The sequence below is a fragment of the Methylobacter tundripaludum genome (genome assembly GCF_002934365.1).
Taxonomy (GTDB): Bacteria; Pseudomonadota; Gammaproteobacteria; order Methylococcales; family Methylomonadaceae; genus Methylobacter_A; species Methylobacter_A tundripaludum_A.
Genome location: NZ_PTIY01000011.1, coordinates 83,829 through 105,429, shown reverse-complemented (window position 1 = coordinate 105,429; position 21,601 = coordinate 83,829). Strand labels below are relative to the sequence as shown.

Sequence of the window (21,601 nt, the reverse complement as noted above, 5' to 3'; positions counted from 1 at the left end):
GGTTCTCACATAGCGAACCAGCGTCCAATCAAGCCGGAAAGAAAAACTGCCGCACACCCGACCGCTATAAGTATTAAACGCCCCACAATTGTCAGCGGTCGAGAGTTAAACATCAGGTAATTATCAAGTTCCTGAATTTCGCTCTCGAGCGGCATGCGCTGATTCACGAGCAATAGCCGGGCAACGTCCCCCATGTCTGGATCGGGTTCCGGCAAGTTGTCGAGCGTGTTCTGGAGTTGATCTCGTTGCGCCTTCAAATCAGCCAACGGCGTCCGATCACGTATGCCACGCTTAACGGATTGAAGTTTGGTCGTCAGCGGAAGGAGCTCTCTTACAAGTTGATTTGTCTCAACGTCTTTATTTGTAAGTACCGTTGCCTTGTCAGCAACTGCGATCTCCAAAGCATCGCGCTCTTTGGCTAGCGCCTGAATCGACTTTCCGAATATCGACATAGTAGTTGCCTGTCCTAAGTTCTAACGTAGCTAACCGGGAGCGGTCAGGAGAGCAGAAAAACAAAACAACATAAACCGCGCTCCGGTTGAGCGTTATTAGGCATGCAGCCACACCTTTAAAACAGTTCTAGCGTATGGCACTACTATTGAAATAACACACCAAAACAACGCAAGCTTTGCTGCAAAAATAAACCAGCCTATGAAAATATATCTGCTATGAGACTGCCATTCCGAAAGAAATCTCGGGCCAACAAACACAAGCCAAAATGTAGGCGCCATGATTAGAACAGCTATTATCCAATCTGCTGGTGTACTGGGCTCGATATATATAATACTCAGCGCAATGCTAGCTGCTACAAACCGAAATCCAGAAAAGCTCGGCTTATAGAGGGGCATGTTTAAGGATTTATAGGTCTGCTTCATACTAAGGCCTAACTCATAATTATAAAGTTTCCGTATATCTTCCCTATTCTTAGCGTTTAGGGCAACAAAGTTGTAATGTCAGTGCGGTTTGCTCAATATATGTTATCCGGGACTATATTGAAAGAAATTGACTGGCTGGTTTTGCCGTTGTTAGCAGTTTTAAATTTGAAACGGCAAAATTGATGTCCCCAATCGACTCACTTTCATAAAACCAAGCCTAACAATAGACATATATAACAATAAAAGGGAAAAAACGATGAACTATTCGAAATGGGCTAGGCTAATTTTGCTCATCAGCACCCTGGTGTTTGCTGCAAGCTGTTCCCAGGTATCAAAGCCCGGCAATACCGCCGATCTCGCAAACGATCGGCGCGAAGCGCGTTTTTCGATTTTGCAGGTTAACGATTCCTATAAAATCGAGGGCATCGAAAACGGCAGTATCGGCGGCTTTGCCCGCTTGCGCACGCTGCGCAGGCAGCTTCAGGAAGGCGGCGAACAGGTATTGCTGCTGCACGGCGGAGACTTTCTGTTTCCATCGGTCATGAGCAAGTATCTAAAAGCCGATGCGATGATCAAGGTTCTAAACCTGATGGATGGTAACGAATCGGCATTCGATGACAATATGATGGTCGTGTTCGGCAACCATGAGTTTGACGACGCCGATCCCGGCGTGTTGTTAGGGCGCATCGCCCAGTCGGATTTTGCCTGGATTTCATCCAATACCCGGTACCGTTCTTCTGAAATGGCGGCGGGTTCCCCCTTTTCGGATCGGCTAAGCAATGTCCACGATGTACTGGTCAAGAACATCAATGGCGTCAAGGTCGGCTTGTTCGGTATCACGCTGGATTTTCAGAAGCAATCCTACGTCAGTTTCGATTACGCGCCAGACCTTCGCCGTGCTGCGATCAACAAGGCTATCGCCGATTTGAAGGCGCAAGGCGCCGCCGTTATCATCGCGCTCACGCATCAGGATTTCGACCAGGACCAATGGCTGGCGCGCGAGTTTCCCGATGTAAACCTGGTTGTCGGCGGTCATGAGCATATCTATCTTGAGAAACGAATCGGCAAGACCTGGATTACCAAGGCCGACGCGGATAACCAAAGCGCCGTGCTTCATGATGTTCGCGTTTTAGCGGACGGCGCGGTCGAAACGAGTCACCGCAAAATCGACCTGGACGGCAAGGTTGAAAAAGATGCTCAGGTGGATGCCGAAGTGGGCAAACAATTGGCCAAGTTGGCGGAACAAATCAAGAAAAAGAACAAGGATCTGAACCAAGTCTTGGGATATAGCCGATATTTACTGGAAGGTGTTGAGCCGGCAGTACGCAGCCGGGAAACAGCGTTGGGCGACTTTTTGGCCGATGTGATTCGCGAGCGGATGAAAGCCGACATTGCCTTTACCAATGGCGGCGGTATTCGCATCAACGACAATATTCCTCCCGGTCCGATCACGGTTTACGACATGGAAGGCCTGTTCTATTACGACAATGAACTGGTCAGCTTCGAACTTTCCGGTGCGCAATTGCTGGAGGTCCTGAAAAACTCGGTTTCCAAATCCCATCTTGGCAACGGCCGATTTTTACAGGTGTCGGGACTTCGTTTCAAGTACCGCGCCAAGGAATCGAACGGCGTTTATTCCTATGCCGTCGAACCCGCCGATGTTGAGATCAAAGCGCGAGGCGCTTCGGTTTACACGCCGCTGGACACGAATAAAAAATACCGGGTCGCCACCATCGATTTCATCTGGGAAAAAGGTTTTAGCGACGGCTATGAAATTTTTTCCCAGGGCGCGGGAAAATCCAGTCCGCCTCGCCTGGACAACGGTGCGGCGGTCAGTTTCCGCAAAACCACCGAGGAAGCGATTGACAAGTTGCCTAACAAAACCGTTACCAACCGGATAGAGGGCAGGATAATCCGGCAAGTGCAGTAATCGTTGAACAACCGGCCCGACAAATAGGCTAGTCAGACAAGTAATATTCTACGGTAGACACGACGCGGATTTTCTTGATGTGCGGGTTGTTTTTATCCCTCGGCTCGATAGTAAACTGCCCCTGGGAAGCCTGTTTGATCTTTCCCAGTTTGCTATTCGAGTCTTCAGCGAATTTTAAAGCGACCTCCCTGGCTTTTGTGGTGGTTTCCTGGATCATTTCCGGTTTGATTTTATTCAAATCAGTGTAAAGGTATTCGGTCTGATTTTGAAAGTCCTCGCCTTTAAAGGCTATCCCGCTCTTGCCTAATTCGGATAGCTCATTCATTGCTTTACGGACGACAGCGACATTCGATGAATAGACGGTAACCGTTTGAGCCGCCACATATCTAAAAGGAGCCTTCTCGCCGTTGTTAAATTCCTGGGCTGCTTTGTCGGTAACCGAGGGCAAGGAATACGATATTTCGGTTGCCGCTATGCCCTTGGAAACCAGAAACGCTTCAATATTCTTTTTACCGGTTTCAATCGAATTATAAAGAGCGCCCAGGTCGTTGTTGCTCTCGGTGAAAGCGATCGGCCAAATCACTATATCGGCCGCCAATTCCCGCTCGGATAAACCTTTAACGGAAACGCTGCGCTCGTATTCTTTAAAGTCGATAGCGGCCCGGCCAAGGAGATACCCCAGTGCAGCCAGTCCGAGAAAAATCGATATGCCCAAGATCAGGGCGCTTGTTCTATTTGTTGGGTTCATGCTTCAGCTCGCTCTATTTGTCCAGGTGGGGATAGTTTATAGGAGGCTTAGATCTGGCACTAATAAAACCTTATTTCTCCCGTTCTATGCGACTCGGTAACACTTAAAGCCATCGCGCAAATGGATGATGCCGCGTTGGCAAACAAGCCGCAGCGGCATCGGAATTTCTGGAAGAACAGGCGCAAACCCCGGTGGCACAGTGAGCGGTTTTAAAGTCAATGACATCCCGGACAGCTCTTACCGCCTGATCCCTGATGCAACAAAACCCGCCGTAATCAAATATAAACCTGAATCGGTAACGGCTGATACGGGCGGCTGGGAAGCGTTTTAACTGATAATTTTAGAATCCATTTGGTTCAGCCGGGATTTACCACATCCCTGTGGCTATGTAGAGTCCATAAAATGGCCGCTCCAGTATGACCTGGAAACGTTAACAGAGCGTACATGGCTGCTGGGTTGTGGGACAGTCAGAATCGTTTGCTTGCTTTTTGGCGGTCTTATCGCCGTAAACCATCCTGATAATTTCCCTTTTTGCTTCCAGCCAGTCGCGAAGCTCATTTCCAGGCGTGAACGCGCGTTTTTCCGCTTTGTAATAGGCCGCTTCGGCGATCATCGATTTAAGACTGACGTCCAGTTCGTATGCAGGCACAGGCGCTGGACTGTCCACAGTAAAGCCGAATTTTATCAGGCCTGAAACGGTTTGCGGCGAGCTGTTGTTAATGCCGATTTTGACAGGCTCCAGTTCCGCCAAGGTGCCGAACAGACGGTCCCATATCGAAAACACCGCGCCGTAGTTAGTGTCGTGCTCGTTTCGCTCCGTCGAATGGTGGGCGCGGTGCAGATACGGAGAAATAATGACCCGCCCCAGCCGTTTCTCGCCGCGGCATGAGATATTGCTGTGATGGAACATGATGAACAGGGTCAATAGAGTCTCGTTAGTCAGCACCATCGTCTTGTCTACGCCGAGCAGGACAATGTACGCCGATTTCAGCGCGGTGATGATTAACAGCTCGACAATGTGCAGCCGGAATGCGGTCGAGACATTCAAATAAGGATCGTTGTGATGCACCTTGTGGAACATCCACAGACAATCAAAACGGTGACTGATTCTGTGCCACAAATAAAGCATCAAATCGAGCAACAGGAACGACAGCAGGGCTTTCCATGCAGGATTGGAGATATGGCGCAGCAGCCCCCAGTCTGAATAGCGGTCGGCCAGCATCAATAAGGACGCTACCGACAGTAACGAGATGACAAGACTGTTAAAAATAAACAGACCGGCATTGGTTTGATAAGACAGAAATAACTGTTTAACAGGCAGTCTGCGTTTAGGGAAACTAAACTCGAAGGCCGACAGTACGACAAAAGCAATCAGCAGGATAAATGTCGCCAATTTTGTTGACATGCTTGAGAGCCATGTTAAATAGGATTCAACAAAGGTGATGAATGACGTAATTTCGCTGAACATTGACTTTTCCTCGATGTAAGACAAAACAATCTTTGATCGCGGCTTAGTAACGCTGTTTAGCGCATAAGCTTGTTTAACCAAAGCATTCATGTTTTCAGGTGTTGGAAAACAGCTTAGTACGATTTACATATTTAATAAAACGATATTATTCGATTTATATGTCTGATAAATAGATAAGGCAAGCTGTTGTTAGCGTGTTCGAGAGAATGCAAATATGCGCCTTGACAGAGCGTAACGACTTAAAGTACTTTATAAAAAAACGAAAGCCGACACAGCTGACCGGACAACCGGAAGCCAGTGAGCCCCTTAGGGGCCACTGGCTTTTTTTTGGCCAAAATTTAGCCCCGGCAATTAGTTCGCAACTCGCACAGGAGACTCTTATGTCACATTGGTACGAAGACAATTCCCACTCCATCGGGCAAACTCCGCTGGTGCGGCTTAACCGCATCGGCGACGGCGCGCCGGTTACCCTGCTGGCGAAAATAGAAGGCCGCAATCCCGCTTATTCGGTCAAATGCCGGATCGGCGCGGCGATGATATGGGATGCCGAGCGGCGCGGCTTGCTGGGTCCCGGCAAGGAACTCGTCGAGCCGACCAGCGGCAATACCGGCATTGCGCTGGCGTTTGTCGCGGCGGCGAGGAACATCCCGTTGACATTGACGATGCCGGAAACGATGAGCCTGGAGCGCCGCAAGTTATTGATCGCCTATGGAGCCAAGCTGGTGCTGACCGAAGGCGCCAAGGGCATGAGCGGCGCGATAGCGAAAGCCGAGGAAATCGCAGCCTCGGATCCCGAACGCTATGTATTGCTACAACAGTTTAAAAACCCTGCCAACCCCGCTATTCACGAGCAAACCACAGGGCCGGAGATCTGGAACGACACCGACGGCGCTATCGATATTCTGGTGTCAGGCGTCGGCACCGGCGGGACGATTACCGGTATTTCCCGTTATATCAAGCAGGCGCAAGGTAAGCCTATCATTTCGATTGCGGTCGAACCTGCGGCGAGTCCGGTACTCAGCCAGCGCCGTTCCGGGGAGCCGCTAAAGCCCGGCCCTCATAAAATTCAGGGTATCGGCGCGGGTTTTGTGCCGGATGTGCTCGATTTATCGTTAATCGATGAAATCGAGCAGGTCAGCAATGAAGAAGCTATTGCTTTCGCACGCCGCCTTGCCAGGGAAGAAGGCATGCTGTCGGGTATTTCCTGCGGCGCTGCGGCGGCTGTCGCGGTGCGGGTCGCCAAACGCCCCGAGAACGCCGGTAAAACCATTGTTGTGGTGCTGCCGGATTCCGGCGAACGCTATTTGAGCTCGCCGCTGTTCGAAGGCGTTTTCGACGCAGGCGGTTTTGCGGCATGAGCGATTTAAGCTATCAAAATGCCAGGCAGGACTGGGGCGTCGATGAGCTGGTCATTAAATTGCGCCATTTGCGCGTGCAATCGCTGGAGACCCGGCAACGGCGCGATAAACCGCCGAAACTGCCGTCGCGCAAGGAACTGCAAAAAATCCTCGACGGCCTGGGCGCGGTGTTGTTTCCCAACCGCTTGGGCCTGCCCGATTTGAACGACGAGGGCATTGATTACTTTGTCGGGCATACGCTCGATACGCTGTTGCGCGAGCTGTTCAAACAAATCCGCCGCGAACTGCACTTCGTTTCAGGACATGCGCCTGCCGAAGAGACTTACCGGCAGGCTGTCGCTATTACCCGTGAGTTTGCCGCGCGCTTGCCTGAGGTCAGGAAGCTGCTCGACAGCGATATTCAGGCCGCCTACGAAGGCGACCCGGCGGCCAGAAGCTCCGACGAAGTGCTGGTTTGTTATCCGGGCATTACCGCGGCTATTCATCACCGGCTTGCACATATCCTTCATCAATTGGGCGCGCCGCTGGTGGCGCGCGTTATTTCCGAGATTGCCCATTCAGCGACCGGCATTGATATTCACCCCGGCGCGCAAATCGGCGAGAGTTTTTTTATCGACCACGGCACCGGCGTGGTCATCGGCGAGACGGCGGTGATCGGGCGGCATGTTCGCGTGTATCAGGCGGTTACCCTGGGCGCCAAACGTTTCCTGAAGGACGACGACGGCATCCTGGTCAAAGGCAATGCCCGGCATCCTATCGTTGAGGACGATGTGGTCATTTATGCGGGCGCGACGATCCTGGGCCGTATCACCATTGGCCGCGGCTCGACCATCGGCGGCAACGTCTGGCTTACCCATAGCATACCGCCCGGCAGCAACATTACACAGGCGCATGTGCGCAGTGAATTGTTTCAGGATGGGGGCGGGATATAAACGAAAGGTGAAAGGCGAAAATATCCGCTGGTTCCGCTCGTTCCCAAGCTCCAGCTTGGGAACGCCGTCTTGGAAGCTCCAGCTTCCCGAAACATAGAAAGCTGGAGCTTGGGAACCCGTATAACACTCCAGCGTTGCGAAACGGGACGCCGGAGCGTCACTAACTGCATTCCCACGCTGGAGCATGGGAACGATACTACTAATTACACCAACCACAATAGGAAAAAGTCATGTCCGATATTCACGAAGGCCAAACCCATACCGCGCTGGGCGATGTTGCTGCGCGTACCTTGGCAAACGCCACCAAAACCGTCCCCATGTTATCAACCATCACTCCCCGGTGGTTGGTGCATCTGTTGCAATGGAAACCCCTGGAAGCCGGTATTTATCGAGTCAACAAGGTTAAGAATGAAACCGGCCTGCTGGTCGATTGCTCCAGCCTCGACGAAAAAGAACTGCCGCAAACCTTTGTCGATTATGAAGAATGGGGCCGCGAGTACCGCTTGAATGCCGTTAATACGGTGCTCGACGTGCATACCCGTATTTCCGATTTATACAGCAGCCCGCACAATCAAATCCATGAGCAGCTGCGTTTGACCATAGAAACCATTAAAGAACGCCAGGAAAGCGAACTGATCAACAACGCCGAATACGGCCTGCTGAATAATGTAGCCCCAGGCTTTAGAGTACAGCCGCGTACCGGCGCGCCGACGCCTGACGACTTGGATGAATTGATTTCCCGTGTCTGGAAAGAACCTGCGTTTTTCCTGGCGCACCCGCTGGCAATCGCTGCATTCGGACGCGAATGCACACGCCGCGGCGTGCCTCCCGCTATCGTCACCCTGTTCGGTTCGCAGTTTTTAACTTGGCGCGGCCTGCCTTTGATCCCATCCGACAAAGTTAAAGTCGTCAACGGCAAAAGTAATATTCTGCTGTTGCGCACCGGTGAAAGCCGCCAAGGCGTGGTCGGTCTTTACCAGCCTAACCTGACCGGCGAACTGAGCATGGGGCTTTCCGTCCGTTTCATGGGCATCAATCATAAAGCGATTGCCTCTTACCTGATCTCACTGTATTGCTCGCTGGCGGTATTGACTGACGATGCGCTCGGCGTGCTCGAGAATGTCGAAGTGGGCAAGTACCATGAATACAAATAACGGCGATTTTTCACAAAACGCAACATTGCCGGATGTAGAGCAATTGACCAAACTCGCCAATGAGCTGTTTACGGCCTTACCCTGCGACGGATCGCGCATCGCCGCTGCCTCTTCGGCAGTGCCGGGCGGGTTTACGTCACCGTTGGCGGGTGCGGCTGGATCGGGAATACCGCAAGGTTTCGGCCTGCCGGGGGAAGCCGAATTGCAAAAGCTGTTTGCTCCGCGGCAACCGTCTTTAGCAAGCGTTCCTGACAGCCTTGATACGGGCTCGGTTTTCGGCAACCCGTCTGCGGCGGCAACATCGCCGTTGGCGGGTTTGGACAAATCCGTGCTGGCGGGTGTTTTGCCGCACAACTTCGGCCTGCCCGATGAAGCGCAATTGCAACAGCTGCTGGTTTCGCGCGTACCCTCAGGAAGCCACATTCCCGGAAGTATCGAGACAGCTTCAATTCCTGCCGCGCCGTCTTCAGTGGCGGGCCACGAATTGACAGCCGAATCGCTGACTGACGCCGAGCAATTAGCCAAAGTGGGTACTTCACCTCAGGCTTTTGAAGCGGAATTGCAAAAGCTTTTCGCTGAAAATTCAGCGGATAAAAGCGGTGGGCAGAAAAGCGTTGCCCACCCTACCTTTGATGCGTCATTGATAGCGGGACTTTCGCCTCAAGCCTACGGCCTGCCGGGCGAAGCTGAGTTGCGGGAGCTGTTCGGTTCGTTTTCTAAGCCTGCTGCCGGTATTCCGGCAAGCCCCGAACCGGGTTCAACGCTTTATTTTCTCGATGAGTTGAAACACGGAGGATTTAATGCGCAAGCGCCGACCTTGGTTTCTGCGCATCCGGCTTTTGATGTACAGGCGGTGCGCCGGGACTTTCCTATCCTGAAGGAACGGGTCAACGGTCAGCCGTTAGTCTGGTTCGATAACGCGGCGACGACTCAAAAGCCGCAGGCGGTGATCGATAGGGTCTCGTATTTTTATGAGCACGAGAACTCCAACATCCACCGTGCGGCGCATGAACTGGCCGCGCGGGCGACCGACGCTTACGAAAAAGCGCGGGATACCGTTGCCAAGTTTATGAATGCGTCGTCTTCTGCGGAGATCGTCTTTGCGCGCGGCACGACCGAGGCCATCAACCTGGTTGCGCAAAGCTGGGGGCGGCAGCATATCAAGGCGGGTGACGAGATCGTGATCACCTGGCTGGAGCACCACGCCAATATCGTGCCGTGGAAACAGCTGTGCGAAGCGACCGGCGCAACATTGCGCGTCGCGCCGGTTGATGACGACGGCCAGGTATTGCTGGGCGAATATCAAAAGTTGCTGAATTCTCACACCAAGCTGGTATCGTTCACGCAGGTCTCCAACGCGCTGGGTACGGTCACGCCCGCCAGGGAAATGATCGAGATGGCGCATCGGGTCGGGGCACGGGTGCTGCTGGACGGCGCTCAGTCGGTCTCGCATTTGCGCGTCGATGTACAGGTGCTGGATTGCGACTGGTTTGTGTTTTCCGGGCACAAGATATTCGCTCCCACCGGCATCGGCGTGTTGTACGGCAAGGCGGAATTGCTGGAATCCATGCCGCCGTGGCAAGGCGGCGGCAACATGATAGAGGATGTGACCTTTGAAAAAATCGTCTATCAGCCCGCACCGGCCCGCTTCGAAGCCGGTACCGGCAATATCGCCGATGCGGTAGGCCTGGGCGCAGCCCTTGAGTATCTGCTGAAAATCGGTATCGATAATATCGCCCGTTACGAGCACGAGTTGCTGGTCTATGCGATGGATGCGCTGAGGAGCATATCCGGCTTGCGTTTGATCGGCACGGCTGCCGAGAAAACCAGCGTATTGTCGTTCGTGCTGGAAGGACACAGCAACCAGGATATTGGCGTCGCATTAAACCGCGCCGGTATTGCGGTACGCACCGGGCATCATTGCGCCCAGCCTATCTTGCGCCGTTTCGGCCTGGAAAGCACCGTGCGCCCGTCACTGGCGTTTTACAATACGCATGAGGAAGTCGATCTGTTGGTCAGCACCGTCAGGCGGATCAAGAGCGGTCAGGATTTTTAGCAATAAAGGATTTTTGCAGGGGCGGCTTTAGGCAAAGCTGCTCCTGCAATTTAGAATTTTTCTCGATCTGGCACGCTACGCCACTATCATTGAGTTAATGCGCTGCAGCCGGGCTGCCGCGCCGTTGTATTTAACTTAGGAACATGCATAAATTAATTTAAGCAATCACCATGAAGGGCATGAAGACTTAAATCCTTCATGTCCTTCATGCGCTTCATGGTTTAAAAATAAAATTTGCTCAAGTTATTTCATGCACGATCCTTAGGATATGTTCAGTAATAACTTCCCGATATTGAACGGATGAAATTTTTAATCAAATCCTTAATGGCATTGCCGCGCTACGTTCCGGGAAGTGCTACAGCCCATCGTATCGAATCACGTCATAAGGCTGACGCGGTAAGCCGAAAGCACCGTAATACGCCAGGGATTACCGGAATGACGATGCTTTTGAAGCGGACAGATTCAATCAATCCGTACAGCCAAGTCAATAAAGCGCGCCGGCGGCCTCGGCCAATTCCGGTAAAAACGCTGAAGCCGACAGGCGTTCGTAATAACTGCCCTGCACCAGATCAAAACCGGTAGTGCGCGCCAGCGACTCGGATTTTTTTTGATCGATTTGTTGCAGGATTGTTTGCCCGCCGGTTGAAACAACCAGCGCTTTTAAATCATGCAGTTTTTCAAACAGGGCATTGTCGCGCACCTGCTCAAGGTGCCGCGCCGATAAACTGACGTAGTTCGGAGACAGCTTGGTAATCAGGTCGAACGACTGGCTTTCCTGCGCGACATACTCGAACTTAAGCGCGATTTGATAACCCCGGCGCCGGTAATTGTCCAGGCCGGTAATCAGTTCCTGATAATGCCGGGCATAATGGCTGTTTACCGACATAATAATCACGACATTTTTGGTTTCCAGGCCGCACTGCCCGATAACCTCTTCAAAATAAGCGCCATGATCCTTTTTAACGCCCAGTATATGCCGCGGATCGACTTCCAAGAATAATACGCCTTGCAAATGAGTTATCGGCAGGTAGTTGAGCATATGGACGGTGCGGGACAAGCGATCGAAATTGATGATAGATTCAAAACCGTCGGCTTGGTGCGGATGATTGCTCAGCAGGTTTTCAATTTCGTCGGAGTACAGGTACTGAACTTCATGGGTTGAAACTTTAAGCTTCGAGGCATGTCCGATAATCTCGGCGGGTTTTAATGCTTGCCGTATTGGCGAAAAAACGCTGCCGATTTTAATTTGGCCAAACAGCGCGCTTATGGCGCCGTCTTCAAGCAGGAAGGGACGAAAACTTGACCTATGCTCCTGCCCGAACCGGTCATTGAAATAGTCGACTAAATTTTGTAATGGCATTTGTTGTTCCTCATATCAGGTAAAAGTGCATGCCGCGGCGGAATTTCCGCTTCCGGTTACGTTGAATGGTTGTATTGTGTAATGAGGGAAACCGTAGAAATTTGTACCTTTCCCGACTTAAAAAAGAGGCGGGTCGAAACCCGCCCAAAAAAACAATCCCTGTTTTATAGAGAGGTACATAAAAAAGTGACATCACACACGCCGTAAACAAAGCCGCAGTATTTTTACGGCAGTTCGTTGGTTGGATATAGCTTAGGGGAATTTTTATTTTTAATAAAACGATATTATTAGATGAGAAAATCTAATAAACAGATAATACAGCGCTGTTTACTTTTCTTTAACAAAGTCCTTTCGGTGCTGCATTTATTCGATCCGCGATACAGCATGGGGTGTTATATGCCCTAATTTTTCCGAGCGAAATGCCGTGTTAATTTGCCTAACCGTTTTTTCAAGCCCTGCCGCCGCGCTATTTTGACTCGCTTTTCATCGCGCAAACCAAAGTATTAAGCATTTAGCGCGCCATTTGTGGCGGCATATTGTCGCGCGACAATCGGCCGCATTTTCAAGGTTGATTTTATTGACTAGAATCCCTGCAACTCTTGTTTGCGCTCCCTTTCCTAAAGGGCTTAGAGTTCAGCTGTTCTTCCTCTGTGTGCGGTCAGCAGCCCTGGCCGCATCTTTTTAGCCTGTGGGTGGAATCATGAAACGGAATTACCAAACTGATGCATCCTGCCCCCCCGTAAACGATCAAGATCTTATCGGGCGAATCGCTTGCCATAAAGCCGGTCACGCCGTCTTTACAACAAACAAAAAGATATTGAAAGCCATTGAGCGTTTGGCCGGCTATCTTTTCAAAATTAATACCGCCAAACCTTGGCGTATTAACGCGGCATAAACCAGCCTGCAAAATCGATTTATTAGATGTTTGTTTCGAATAATATCGTTTGTTTATTACTCATTGGCTGCACTAAGCTATTTTCCAGCAATACATTTGATAGGAGGACATGTACATGTCGGCATTAAAAAAAGCAGATCATTTCAACACTAGCCTGGCTGAAGAGATGGACTCGAGTTTTCAGCTGCATAGCCCATTCGTTACCCGCCGCATTCAACTGAACCATGCATCATCGCTGCCTCAAATAGGCTCATCCGTATATCAGTGCTTTTTTGAACATTCATCGGACGCCATGTTGATTGCTGACGCCGATTGTAAAATCCTGCATGTCAATCCGGCCTTTGTCGCCATTACCGGCTATACGCTTGAAGAATCGATCGGGCAAACGCCGCATTTGCTCTGTTCGGGAGTACACAGCGAATCGTTTTACGATCAGCTTTGGGAATCCCTTAATCAAAAAGGCTACTGGCGCGGAGAGCTGGTCAACAAACATAAAAACGGCGATGCCTTTTCAATCTGGCAACGGATCAACGTCATTGAAGATAATAACCGGCAGGTGCTTTATTACATTTCCGCGTTCAGCGATATTTCGATCATCAAAAACACCGAGCGGAAATTATGGCAAATGGCGCACCTCGACTCCTTGTCCGGCCTTGCCAATCGCGCGTTATTTGAACAACGTCTGCTGCAAGAGCTATTCGCCGCCAAGCGTTCAGGACAATTCGGAGCGGTTATTTTCCTGGATTTGGACGATTTTAAAAAAATCAATGATTGTTTAGGCCACAGATGCGGCGATCTATTGTTGCAGGAAGTCGCCAAACGCCTACAACTCAATTTACGCACCGAAGATACCGTAGCGCGGTTAGGCGGCGATGAATTCGTTATTTTGCTCTCAGGATTGACGCATAAGTTGGACGACGCGGAAAAAACCGCCGGCAACGTGGCTCAAAAAGTGCTGAATGCACTGCTTGAGGTTTACCTGATTGAGGATCAGGAACTGCAAATATCGGCGAGTCTGGGGATTACCCTTTTTTCCACAGCATTCGACGAAAGCACCGAGAAACTGCTGCGCCAAGCGGATGTCGCCATGTATGCCGCAAAAACCGAAGGCAAAAGCACTTACTGTTTTTATCATCCCGACATGCTGGAACAGGCCAATAAACGCCTGAGCATTGAAAACGAATTACGCTTTGCCTTGCAAAATGACCAGATCGTTTTGTTTTATCAGCCGCAATATGACGCTGCGCGTCAGTTACTGGGTTTTGAAGCCTTAGTCCGCTGGCAACATCCTGAAAAAGGTATGATTTCTCCGGCTGATTTCCTGCCGGTTGCCGAAGAAACCGGCATTATCATCGAGCTGGGCGAGCGTCTTTTATACATGGCTTGCCGGCAACTTGCCGCCTGGCATTCGCAAGGCTTCAAAGTACCGCACCTGGCGATCAATATCAGTCCCGTGCAGTTTACTCATTGCAATTTTGTCGATTCCGTCAACTCAGCAATGGAGCTAACCGGCGTAAATCCTGCCGCTATCATGCTGGAAATCACCGAAAACCTGATCATTAAAAACATTACCGAGGTCATCGAAAAAATGCGGCTGCTGAAGCAGCGGGGCATTCGTTTTTCAATCGACGATTTCGGCACCGGCTATTCCTCGCTGGCTTATTTACGACGCATGCCGATCGACCAGTTAAAAATTGACCGCTCTTTTGTGCAAGACATCACCCACAACGAAAACGACGCCGCGATTGTCAATACGATTATCGCAATGGCGGGCAGTCTTAATCTGGACATTATTGCCGAAGGCGTCGAAACCCCGGAACAGGTTGCTTATCTTGCCGATTGCGGCTGCAACGCATTTCAGGGCTATTGGTTCAGCCGGCCGCTGCCCGGCGCTGAAGTCTTATCGATATTGGATAAAGGTTAATACATCATAGAAGCCTACATGGTGCGTTGGGCCTGACCGCTTCCGAAAACTTTTATGATATGCGGCTCAAAGCTTATTCGCTTATAAAGAGCCGCTAAAGTTGCGACAGCGGGTGGAAAAAACTTATTTTTCAACATCTTGATAACGCCAGTCCGGTGCAACTGTTTTTTTGCGCAGCGTTTGCAATTCCGATAGTATGGCTAAGAGGCGGAACACCCGCGCTTTACTTCAAAGAGGAGCTTGCCGTGCCTAAAAGCAACTTTGATCGCATCATAGACTGGCCTTATCACGCGCAAATAATAATGGCCGCCGGTTTTGTTTGCGCCTATGCGATGACGATGCAGGGCGATAGCCCCATCTGGGCGGCGCTGATTGTTGCGGCTTTTGCCGCGCCGCTGGTCGGATTCCTATTATTCTTGCCGTATTTTGTCAGCATCTGGATTCTGGCTGTGTCGGCCTCGCTGCTTGAAGTCATACAGTCAATGCGTAAGTAAACCGGCGCCGGGGACGGTGAGCGCGCAAGCAACATTTCACCATCTCAATCATTAATGGGACAATACGCCATGATGATTAACATAACCCCGCCCCTGCAATCCTTTGTCATCATCCCGTCTCAATTTTTAAGAGACAATACGTTATATTGACTAGCCCGGATAAGATTAACCATGTCGCCAACTACCGTAAAAACCGCAGCCAATTCCACGATCAGCATTCCCAGAGGCTACCGGGAAATTCCGTTCAACTACACGTCCGCCGACGATTGGCAGGTCGTATCCTTCCTGCTGGGCGCCGAAATCGCGCTGATTCTGGAAGAATTGCGCGACCGCCGCGTCACCGGGCGCTCCGCCCGTTTGTTGATGCGCTTTTTCGGGGAAATCATGATTTACCGCCGCAACCCCTACCTGTTTCAGGAGCTGGTGACTTCGGCCGGCAGGCGCAAACGCATGTTCGAGAATGCCGAAAAGCACTTGAAGATCATCGAACAGAATATCGGCGACGAATCCAGGGTACATAAAGTGCTGGTCGCGTCCCGGCAACTGCTGGACGATTTTCGCAGCGACGTCGAAAAAACGCCGGGGTTGCGCAAACGCATGAAAAGGGAGCTGGGCGCTATCACCGGGGTTGCCAACGTCCTGTTCGACCCGTTCTCGCTGGTCTCCCATGCCACCGATGCGACCGACTGGCGTTTGTTTTTACCGGTCGCGGTCGTGATGCCGGACAAGGAAGCACAGCTCGCGCCGCTGCTCACGGCGATTGCCAAAATGGGCCTTAAAGCCGTGCCTCGCGGCGGCGGTACCGGACTGACCGGCGGCGCGGTTCCGTTGCGCTCCGACTGCGTGGTGGTCAACACCGAAAAGCTCGACCGTATTCGCGGCACGCGGGACATGGAATTTAAGCTTAGCGACGGGCAGACCGCAACGGCCCAAGTGCTTGAAGTCGAAGTCGGCGTCATCACCGAAAAAGCCCATCAATTCGCAAGCAACCGGGGCCTGGTCTTTGCGACCGATCCCACCAGCGCCTGGGCGTCCTCGATAGGCGGCAACATAGCCGAAAACGCCGGCGGAAAATGCGCGGTACGCTGGGGCACCTGCATCGACAACCTGATTTCCTGGCGGATGGCGATGCCCGGCGGCAAGCGTTGGGAAGTGCGCAGAATCGACCATCAATTGCGCAAAATATTGCCGGAAGATAACGTAACTTTTGAAGTATTGGACCAGAAAAGCGGCGAATCGATCAAGATCATTGTCTTGAAAGGCAGCGAGATCAGAAAAAAAGGCCTGTGGAAAGACATCACCAACAAGGCCTTGGGCGGCGTTCCGGGTCTGCAAAAGGAAGGCACCGACGGCCTCATCACCTCGGCGGAATTTATCCTTTATCCGAAATTCGAAGCCACGCGCACGATTTGTCTGGAATTTTTCGGCCATGATATGGAAGAAGCCAGCCGCGTGATTGTCGAGCTGTCCAAGGCGTTTCCGTTTCCCGACCGGGGCGAAGACACGCTGGTGGCGCTGGAGCATTTCGATGACGAGTACGTGCGCGCGATCGACTACCAGGTCAAATCGAGCCGGTTTAAAACGCCGAAAGCCGTGCTGCTGATCGATGTTGCGGGGCATTCTTTGGAACAGGCGCAGCGAGGCATCGATAAAATCCGCGCGATTCTGGAGCAGTATCCCAACAGCGAACTGTTCGAAGCCCACGATGCGGCCGAGGCCGAACGGTACTGGGCCGACCGCAAAAAATTCGGCGCGATTGCGCGCCGCACCAACGCCTTCAAGCTGAATGAGGACGTCGTGATTCCGTTGGAAACGCTGGCCGAATTCGCCCGCTTTATCGACGAAGTCAACGTGGAAGAAGAGCGCTACGCCCAGCTGAAATTCCTGGACCGGGCGGCCGCATTATTCCGCGAACCGCCGCTTGAAGACAATAACGATTCATTCGACGCCCGGTCAAGCGTTGCGCTGGAACTTGATGCAGCCGCCAGAAACGCGCTGGCGACAGCCGACGAAAAAACATTGCGCAGCCTATCGGTCATCAACGAGTTCAGGCAGCAATTCGCCGAGCTGGCGCGCGGATTCCCCAAAATTATCGCCGCCGTAGAGCTGGCTCATCAGGAAGTGCGCGACCGGCGCATCGTGCTGGCAACCCACATGCACGCCGGGGACGGCAACGTGCATGTGAACCTGCCGGTGCTGTCCAACGACAGGGACATGCTGGAGCGGTCGGGCGAAGTCATCGATCATGTGATGTATAAAGTGGTCGAACTGGGCGGCGTGGTTTCCGGCGAGCACGGCATCGGCGTGACCAAACTGAAATACCTGGAACCGGAACGCCTTGCGGCGCTGAGCGCCTACCGCAGCGAAGTCGATCCGACCGGGCTGATGAATCCCGGCAAGCTGAATGATTTTGATGCGCTGGAACATATCTTCACGCCGTCGTTCAACCTGTTGGGTCTGGAAGCGCGCATCCTCCGCCACGGACAGCTGGAAGAGTTGGCGAACAAAATCGCCCATTGCGTGCGTTGCGGAAAGTGCAAACCCGATTGCGGCGTATTCCATCCTGCGGGCAGCCTGTTCTATCATCCGCGCAACAAGAACCTGGCGATCGGCGCGATTATCGAGGCCTTGCTGTTCGACGCCCAGCGCGAATATTCGACCAAATTCGAGCTGCTGCAATGGCTGGAAGAAGTGTCGGACCATTGCACGACCTGCCACAAATGCGCCAAGCCCTGTCCGGTCGATATAGACTCCGCAGACGTATCGGTGCTGGAGCGCCGGATTCTGGCCGATTGGGGTTACAAGCACACGGCGGCGGCGACCAAGATGACGCTGCGCTATCTGCACAGCGATTCGCCGATGTTCAACAAGGTTTTCCGTTTCGGCGTTCTTCGGGCCGGTTTTGTCGGCCAGCAGCTGGGCGCTGTAATAGCCAAGCCGCTGCAACCGAAAAAAGGCCAGTCCAAGCATTACCCCTTGCAACTGCTGAGCTCGCCGATGCCGACCGTGCCGTCAAAAACCTTGCGCGATTTGCTGCCCAACTGCAAGGAAGATCAGGTTTTGGTATTTGAACCTGACGAGGAAGCCGAACGCACCGTATTCTATTTTCCGGGCTGCGGTTCCGAACGCATGGTGTCCGACATATCGATGGCGGCCCTCCATGTCTTGATGGGATTAAAAACCCGTGTGGTGTTGCCGCCGCCGTTCCTGTGCTGCGGATTTCCGGCCTACGCCAACGGTCAAGCCGAAATGCATTCGCAAAACGGCTTGCGCGTGACCATTCTGCTGAACCAAATCCGCGACATGTTCACCCATCTGGAATTCGACGGCTGCGTCGTGACCTGCGGCACCTGCCGCGAGGGGCTTAACGAAATGGAAGCGGCCAAACTGTTCGGCGGCAGGCTGGTCGATATAACCCGCTATGCGCTGGAGCGGGACTTGCAATTGGCAGGCACCGGCAGCGAGAGCTATCTGTATCACGCGCCCTGCCACGACTCGCTGGACGGCAAGGCGCTGGACGTGCTTGACCGGCTTGGCGGATTCGGCAGCGTTACGCCCGTGCCTAATTGCTGCTCCGAGGCGGGAACGCTGTCCTTGTCCCGTCCCGACATCTCCGCCGCGATGCTGCACCGCAAACGCGAGTCGTTGGCGGAAGTCATGCCGGAAAAAGGCCGGGCCACGATCCTGACCAACTGCCCGTCCTGCATCCAGGGCTTGGGCCGGAACAAGGGTATGGGCGTCGATCCGCAGCATCTTGCCGTTACGTTGGCTGAGAAAATGTCGGGAAAATCGTGGTTGAAGCAGTTTAAGGTGCAGGCAGCTAAGGCTAAGGCGTTTAATTTTTGAATTTTGTAGGTTGGGCATGCTTTTTATGCCCAACATCGCAATGTTTCGATATGGCGACGGATTTTCCCTTCACCGGAAGCCGAAATGTTGGGCAACGAAAAGCTGTTGCCCAACCTACACGACTAAGGCGTTTAATTTTTGAGATTGGTTGTGTAGGTTTAGCATGCTTTTTATGCCCAACATAAGTATGCGGAGCTTTAGTTAGTAGTCCGCGTCGCGACCATTTTTCTAACAAATGTAAATGAAAAAGGTATAATATCTATTGAGGCCGCATAGTTATGCGTTAGATGTTTATATAAATATGAGAAAAGCATTGCAACCACCTGTTGAACATATAACTGATGGCAGAGAAGCGTGGAAACTTGGATTTACTGGCTTCTTTGTACGTAGTAGGGGAATTGTTTCAAGTTTGGTATTTATCTTTTTGACAGCAACTGGGGCTCCCTGGTGGTTTACAACCCAATTGATTCAGATTGATTTGATTTATTCAATTGTATATTTCTTATTCATTTTAGGTTTTTCTACTGGTCTCGGATTCTTGTACTTACGAGACCGTTCTATTCGTTCTTTACAAATAAAATATTACTTACACCGGCTTGCACATTCGATCAGGGATGAACAAACAAAAATAATTGACAAGTTAAATCATCATGATAACAAATTCGAAAGATTGCCTAAAAATGAACTTGAGCTGTATTTAAAGGAAATATGCGAAAACTTAAAACAGTATTTCATTTTGCTTACAAATGATCGACATATTGATGTAGCAATTAGACTTGCAGTATTAAAAGATAAAAATATTGTATATAAAACATATGCAAGGACAAAAGGTTTAAACCCTAACAGGGAAAAAACATCTGAGGTTATCTCAATTAATGAAGGTGTCCCAAAGATTCTTAGGAATTATGATGCTCAAGGCGTACTGATTTATCATGATTTTATAGAGGCGGAAAAATTAGGTTTGTATAAGACAACTAAAAATGATAGAAAATATCCAAGTGAAGTTGTAACGGCAATGATAGCTCCAATGAATGCTTGGGGTGGTAAAAAGCAGGATATGATCGGTATTTTATTTATCACATCAAAAAATAGAAAAACTTTTTCAATTAAGCATGTCGATTCTGTTGCATTTGCTGCTGACGTTGCCGCAAATGCAATTTCAAATATTATTTGCTTAGGGTTTAGGAAAGAAACTGTTAATCAAAATAACATTAAGAAAATCTCATGAATAAAATAATTAGATACTTTTATTTAACACCGAAAGATATAGGTATTCAAACATTTGAACTAGATGAAATGGTAGAGTTAATGAAGGCAGATTCTAACGATACTGAAGGACCACTTGAGTTTGCCAGCACAATTTATGATATTTTTGAAAGCAAAAAGAAAAATGTTTGGGGCAAGAGAAATGTTTGGAGTCAGAGTAATTCTAACGTTAAAGGCAACAGAGTGCGGTATCAGAAAACTCAAAAGTTAGATAGAGTATAAGCTAGTAGCCTGGATGTAGCTTGCGGAATCCGGGGCTTCGCGACTCCGATCATCCCGTATTCCACTAGCTACTCGAATATGAAGGAATATAAGCAGCGGTCCGATTGAGCGCAATGTCAGGCATGAACCTCAACGAACGAACTTGAAGAATGCGGCATCGGAATGCATTGGCCTTCTTCTTTAAGCCCCTCGATGTGAAACTCGATAGCTTCCTGGATAAGTTGCAGCGCCTCTTCTGATGACTCTCCTACTGCTATACAGCCAGGAAGATCGGGGACATAGGCGCCAAAACTTGTCGGGCCTTCTTCAATGACAACCATATAACGCATATAAACCTCTACTGCTTGAGGCCCGCTTGTTTCAGAACACTGATAAGCGTTCCGGGCGGGACATCTACGCTGGGCTTGCCAGAGCAATTGTGACCGTACCGGATTTGATGGAATGATGGAACTGACGATGGCTTCCTCTTTGCCGCACCAACTGCCAGCCATCCGACTCAATCAAAGCGATAAGATCTTTAACTTTCATGCCGGGAGTTTAGCACAGCCTTTTCTTGAGGCTCAATCAGCAACACGTCTAACGTACATGACAAGGTGTCGCTGGCAGCATTCAAATCCAACCAAGCCGCTTGCAAGCGCCATAGACGAGATACACGCCAAGACCGCAAACAAACAGGCCGAAGATAAGCCGAAGCTGCGGCCCCGCCATTTGATTCGCGAAGTAAGCGCCAATCCACGAACCGAGGAACATGGTCGCGGCCAGAATGACGGCGGCCTTAATATCTACGTTTCCGTGCCGGTAATATTCGAATGCGGCGGCGAGACCGACCGGCGGGAGCAGCAACGCAAGCGTCGTTCCGGTCGCCATGTGCTGAGAGAAACCGGCCCAATAAATAAGCGCCGGTACGATGATAATGCCGCCGCCGATGCCGAAAAGCCCCGCCGCGATGCCGCCGAAAATACCGATAATCACAAACATGAGCCATGACGGCATCTGGATTCTCCTTTCAAATAAGACCGCGGCGGCTTGCTCTACCGTAGCATCATTTTGCTGGGTCACGTCATTCAATAGAA

The 21,601-nt window shown here is 51.1% G+C and carries 18 protein-coding genes; 11 read left to right on the top strand and 7 right to left on the bottom strand.

The window, feature by feature from the left end:
- Positions 1–5 precede the first annotated feature (5 nt).
- Positions 6–452, bottom strand: a complete 447-nt coding sequence (locus B0F88_RS13975; RefSeq protein WP_104424542.1) for a hypothetical protein — start codon at positions 450–452, stop codon at positions 6–8.
- Positions 453–1,131: 679 nt separating this feature from the next.
- Between B0F88_RS13975 and B0F88_RS13965 the strand changes: the two genes are divergently transcribed.
- Positions 1,132–2,805, top strand: a complete 1,674-nt coding sequence (locus B0F88_RS13965) for a bifunctional metallophosphatase/5'-nucleotidase (protein ID WP_104424540.1) — start codon at positions 1,132–1,134, stop codon at positions 2,803–2,805.
- Positions 2,806–2,833: 28 nt separating this feature from the next.
- Here the strand turns inward: B0F88_RS13965 and B0F88_RS13960 are convergent, their stop codons facing one another.
- Complete coding sequence (locus B0F88_RS13960; RefSeq protein WP_104424539.1) at positions 2,834–3,553, bottom strand: SIMPL domain-containing protein; 720 nt, start codon at positions 3,551–3,553, stop codon at positions 2,834–2,836.
- 199 nt (positions 3,554–3,752) lie between these two features.
- On the opposite strand from B0F88_RS13960, the gene B0F88_RS19755 reads away from it, so the two are divergent.
- Positions 3,753–3,884: a hypothetical protein gene (locus B0F88_RS19755; protein ID WP_258076672.1), complete on the top strand. Its 132-nt coding sequence runs from the start codon at positions 3,753–3,755 to the stop codon at positions 3,882–3,884.
- A 99-nt stretch (positions 3,885–3,983) separates the two neighbouring features.
- On the opposite strand, the gene B0F88_RS13950 is transcribed toward B0F88_RS19755, so the two are convergent.
- Positions 3,984–5,021 carry a sterol desaturase family protein gene (locus B0F88_RS13950; protein ID WP_104424599.1) on the bottom strand — a complete coding sequence of 346 codons (1,038 nt, stop codon included), beginning with the start codon at positions 5,019–5,021 and terminating at the stop codon, positions 3,984–3,986.
- Positions 5,022–5,401: 380 nt separating this feature from the next.
- Between B0F88_RS13950 and cysK the strand changes: the two genes are divergently transcribed.
- The 4 genes from cysK (at position 5,402) to B0F88_RS13925 (ending at position 10,521) form a co-directional block, all read left to right on the top strand.
- The gene (cysK, locus tag B0F88_RS13945; RefSeq protein WP_104424537.1) at positions 5,402–6,379 is read left to right on the top strand and encodes a cysteine synthase A; all 978 of its coding nucleotides are present in this window, start codon (positions 5,402–5,404) and stop codon (positions 6,377–6,379) included.
- Positions 6,376–7,311, top strand: coding sequence for a serine O-acetyltransferase EpsC (epsC, locus tag B0F88_RS13940; RefSeq protein ID WP_104424536.1), 936 nt, complete (start codon positions 6,376–6,378; stop codon positions 7,309–7,311). The genes cysK and epsC overlap by 4 nt, the downstream gene beginning before the upstream one ends.
- A gap of 230 nt (positions 7,312–7,541) precedes the next feature.
- Positions 7,542–8,465: a family 2A encapsulin nanocompartment shell protein gene (locus tag B0F88_RS13930; protein WP_104424534.1), complete on the top strand. Its 924-nt coding sequence runs from the start codon at positions 7,542–7,544 to the stop codon at positions 8,463–8,465.
- Complete coding sequence (locus tag B0F88_RS13925; protein WP_104424533.1) at positions 8,452–10,521, top strand: family 2A encapsulin nanocompartment cargo protein cysteine desulfurase; 2,070 nt, start codon at positions 8,452–8,454, stop codon at positions 10,519–10,521. The genes B0F88_RS13930 and B0F88_RS13925 overlap by 14 nt, the downstream gene beginning before the upstream one ends.
- A gap of 484 nt (positions 10,522–11,005) precedes the next feature.
- On the opposite strand, the gene B0F88_RS13920 is transcribed toward B0F88_RS13925, so the two are convergent.
- The gene (locus B0F88_RS13920) at positions 11,006–11,881 is read right to left on the bottom strand and encodes an EAL domain-containing protein (RefSeq protein WP_104424532.1); all 876 of its coding nucleotides are present in this window, start codon (positions 11,879–11,881) and stop codon (positions 11,006–11,008) included.
- A 1,010-nt stretch (positions 11,882–12,891) separates the two neighbouring features.
- Between B0F88_RS13920 and B0F88_RS13910 the strand changes: the two genes are divergently transcribed.
- From B0F88_RS13910 to B0F88_RS13890, 5 genes are all read left to right on the top strand, one after another.
- Positions 12,892–14,700, top strand: coding sequence for a putative bifunctional diguanylate cyclase/phosphodiesterase (locus tag B0F88_RS13910; protein ID WP_181049910.1), 1,809 nt, complete (start codon positions 12,892–12,894; stop codon positions 14,698–14,700).
- 245 nt (positions 14,701–14,945) lie between these two features.
- The gene (locus B0F88_RS13905; protein ID WP_146083354.1) at positions 14,946–15,194 is read left to right on the top strand and encodes a hypothetical protein; all 249 of its coding nucleotides are present in this window, start codon (positions 14,946–14,948) and stop codon (positions 15,192–15,194) included.
- Between the two features lie 171 nt (positions 15,195–15,365).
- A complete protein-coding gene (locus tag B0F88_RS13900; RefSeq protein WP_104424528.1) occupies positions 15,366–19,040 on the top strand; it encodes a DUF3683 domain-containing protein in 3,675 nt (1,224 codons plus the stop codon).
- Positions 19,041–19,341: 301 nt separating this feature from the next.
- Positions 19,342–20,268 carry a hypothetical protein gene (locus tag B0F88_RS13895; protein ID WP_104424527.1) on the top strand — a complete coding sequence of 309 codons (927 nt, stop codon included), beginning with the start codon at positions 19,342–19,344 and terminating at the stop codon, positions 20,266–20,268.
- On the top strand, positions 20,265–20,528 hold the full coding sequence (locus B0F88_RS13890) for a hypothetical protein (protein ID WP_104424526.1): 264 nt from the start codon (positions 20,265–20,267) through the stop codon (positions 20,526–20,528). Before B0F88_RS13895 ends, B0F88_RS13890 begins: the two co-directional genes overlap by 4 nt.
- Before the next feature lie 116 nt (positions 20,529–20,644).
- Here B0F88_RS13890 and B0F88_RS19940 read toward each other — a convergent pair whose 3' ends face one another.
- The 3 genes from B0F88_RS19940 to B0F88_RS13875 form a co-directional block, all read right to left on the bottom strand.
- A complete protein-coding gene (locus tag B0F88_RS19940) occupies positions 20,645–20,848 on the bottom strand; it encodes a type II toxin-antitoxin system HicB family antitoxin (protein WP_258076680.1) in 204 nt (67 codons plus the stop codon).
- Positions 20,849–20,921: 73 nt separating this feature from the next.
- Positions 20,922–21,056 (bottom strand): type II toxin-antitoxin system HicA family toxin, encoded by a 135-nt coding sequence (locus tag B0F88_RS19935; RefSeq protein ID WP_258076671.1) that lies wholly within the window; start codon positions 21,054–21,056, stop codon positions 20,922–20,924.
- 81 nt (positions 21,057–21,137) lie between these two features.
- Positions 21,138–21,587, bottom strand: a complete 450-nt coding sequence (locus B0F88_RS13875) for a sulfite exporter TauE/SafE family protein (RefSeq protein WP_258076679.1) — start codon at positions 21,585–21,587, stop codon at positions 21,138–21,140.
- Positions 21,588–21,601 lie beyond the last annotated feature (14 nt).